3 protein-coding genes are annotated in these 2,484 nt (G+C 67.3%); 2 read left to right on the top strand and 1 reads right to left on the bottom strand.

All coding sequences use genetic code 11. The features are described 5' to 3' along the window. The coding region (locus VF794_RS19250; protein ID WP_331112476.1) for an AAA family ATPase at positions 1-1,281 on the top strand (1,281 nt) is incomplete at its 5' end. A 153-nt stretch (positions 1,282-1,434) separates the two neighbouring features. Beyond that, positions 1,435-2,073, top strand: a complete 639-nt coding sequence (locus tag VF794_RS19245) for an SGNH/GDSL hydrolase family protein (RefSeq protein ID WP_331112473.1) — start codon at positions 1,435-1,437, stop codon at positions 2,071-2,073. Here the strand turns inward: VF794_RS19245 and VF794_RS19240 are convergent. Continuing rightward, positions 2,062-2,484, bottom strand: a 423-nt coding sequence (locus VF794_RS19240; protein WP_331112471.1) for a GNAT family protein, incomplete at its 5' end; no start/stop codon positions are given. The genes VF794_RS19245 and VF794_RS19240 overlap by 12 nt on opposite strands.

The following is a 2,484-nucleotide window of genomic DNA, read 5'->3' as shown; positions in this document are numbered from 1 at the left end:
AAGATCGACAAGGAGGTGGCGGATCTCAACGAGCGCTTCACGAGCCTGAAGGCCCACTGGGACCAGGAGAAGAAGGCGATCGGCGAGATTGGCGCGCTGAAGGAGAAGGTGGAGAAGGCGAGGAACGATCAGGCGGTGGCCGAGCGGCAGGGCGACTTCAACAAGGCGGCGGAGATCAAGTACGGCGTCATCCCCGGCCTGGAGAAGGAGGTAGCCCAGCAGAACGTGAAGCTGACCGAGCTCCAGAAGAACCACAAGTTCCTCAAGGAGGAGGTGGACTCGGAGGACATCGCGGCGGTGGTGGCCAAGTGGACGGGCATCCCCGTCTCCCGACTGATGGAGGGCGAGGTCCAGAAGCTGGTGCACATGGAGGACCGGCTGGCGAAGCGGGTGATCGGCCAGCGCAGCGCCATCGAGGCGGTGAGCAACGCGGTGCGCCGGGCGCGCTCCGGGTTGCAGGATCCCAACCGGCCGATCGGCTCGTTCATCTTCCTGGGCCCCACGGGCGTGGGGAAGACGGAGACGGCCAAGGCCCTGGCGGAGTTCCTCTTCGACGACGACACCGCGATGGTACGCATCGACATGTCCGAGTACATGGAGAAGCACTCCGTGGCCCGGCTGGTGGGCGCGCCTCCGGGGTACGTCGGCTACGAGGAGGGCGGCCAGCTCACCGAGGCGGTGCGGCGCCGGCCGTACACGGTGGTCCTGTTCGATGAGATCGAGAAGGCCCACCCGGACGTCTTCAACATGCTGCTGCAGATCCTCGACGAGGGCCGGCTGACGGACAGCCAGGGCCGGACGGTGGACTTCAAGAACACGGTGCTCATCATGACGAGCAACGTGGGCTCGCAGGCCCTCCAGGAGGGAATGACGGGCAAGGAGACGCTGGACGAGGCGACGCGCAACGACGTGATGGGCATCCTGCGGCAGCACTTCCGGCCGGAGTTCCTCAACCGCGTGGACGAGATCATCATCTTCGAGCCGCTGCGGAAGACGGACATCAAGCGCATCGTGGACCTGCAGGTGGCGAGGATGCAGAAGCTGCTGGCGGACAAGCGGCTGACGCTGGAGCTGTCGGAGGCGGCGGAGATGCTGCTGGCGGAGCGCGGGTACGATCCGACGTACGGAGCGCGCCCGCTGAAGAGGGCCATCCAGAAGTACCTGATGGATCCGCTGGCGCTGAAGGTGCTCGGGGGCGAGTTCCTGCCCGGGGACCACATCGTGGTGGACGCGGGCAAGGACGCGCTGACGTTCGGCAAGGGCCAGGCGAAGGCGGCGTAACTCCCCCACCCTGCTCCAACTCGAGGGCCTCGGGTTTCCAGACCCGGGGCCCTTTCTCTTGTACGCCTCTCCACCAGCCAGCCATGCCCGGCCGGGTGTCCTCATCGTGGAGGATGAACACCTTTCTCGACGCCGATGAACATCGAGGTGCTCGTGAAACACATCGTCCTGCTGGGCGACTCAATCTTCGACAATGCCGCGTACGTCTCGGGTGGACCCGATGTCGTGAAACAGCTGCGCGAGCGTCTACCCAAGGGCTGGCAGGCGACCCTGAGGGCCGTCGACGGCAGCGTGACGAGCGGCGTCAAGGCGCAGCTCCACCGGCTTCCACCCGATGCGACCCACCTGGTGATCAGCGTCGGCGGAAACGATGCCCTGGGCCAGTCGGGCATCCTCGACCAGGGGGCGCGTTCCGTGGCCGAGGCCTTGAACGGGCTCGCCGCCATCCGAGAGCAATTCGGGCGGAGCTACCGGGCAATGCTCGAACCGGTGCTGGCCCTGGGACTGCCCACGGCCGTCTGCACCATCTATGACGCGTGCTATCCGGAGCCTCAACGGCAGCGGCTGGTCGTCACGGCGCTGACCCTCTTCAATGACTGCATCACCCGCGAGGCCTTCGCCCGCGGCCTGCCGTTGATCGACCTCCGGCTGATCTGCGACCAGAAGGAGGACTACGCCAACCCGATCGAACCGTCCGTGCGCGGTGGGGAGAAGATCGCGGCGGCCATCACCCGCCTCGTCACGGAGCACGACTTCTCCCGGCGCCGCGCCGAGGTCTTCTCACGCGCCTGAACCGACCCAGCCCATCGGTCGCCCGAGGAAGTCGAAAGCCTGGAGCGACAGCGCTCGGGCCGGCGTGCGCGGGTACTCACTGTCGAGGAGGGTGAAGCACAGCAGGTCGCCGCGCGGGTGGTGCGGCGCCAACTGACGGTCGCGCAGGCGTCCCTCGAAGGTGAAGCCCAGCCGCCGCGCCATCGCGGCGCTCCGCTCGTTCTCCGGCTTGCAGAAGAGGTCCAGGCGCTTCACCCGGTCGAACTCGAAGGCGGTGCGGACCATCACGGAGGCCATCTCCGTGGCGAGCCCCTGGCCCACCGCGTCGCGGCGCATCCAGTAGGCGATCTCCAGGGCGTCGATGCCAGCGCGCCGGAGCAACCCCGTCTCTCCCAGCATCCGCCCCGTGTCCGGCTCGAACGCCGCGTAGCC

The sequence above is a fragment of the Archangium sp. genome (genome assembly GCF_036389735.1).
Classification (GTDB): Bacteria; Myxococcota; Myxococcia; order Myxococcales; family Myxococcaceae; genus Archangium.
The sequence above is the reverse complement of the archived record's forward strand: the minus strand, read 5'-3'. Positions and strand labels throughout refer to the sequence as shown.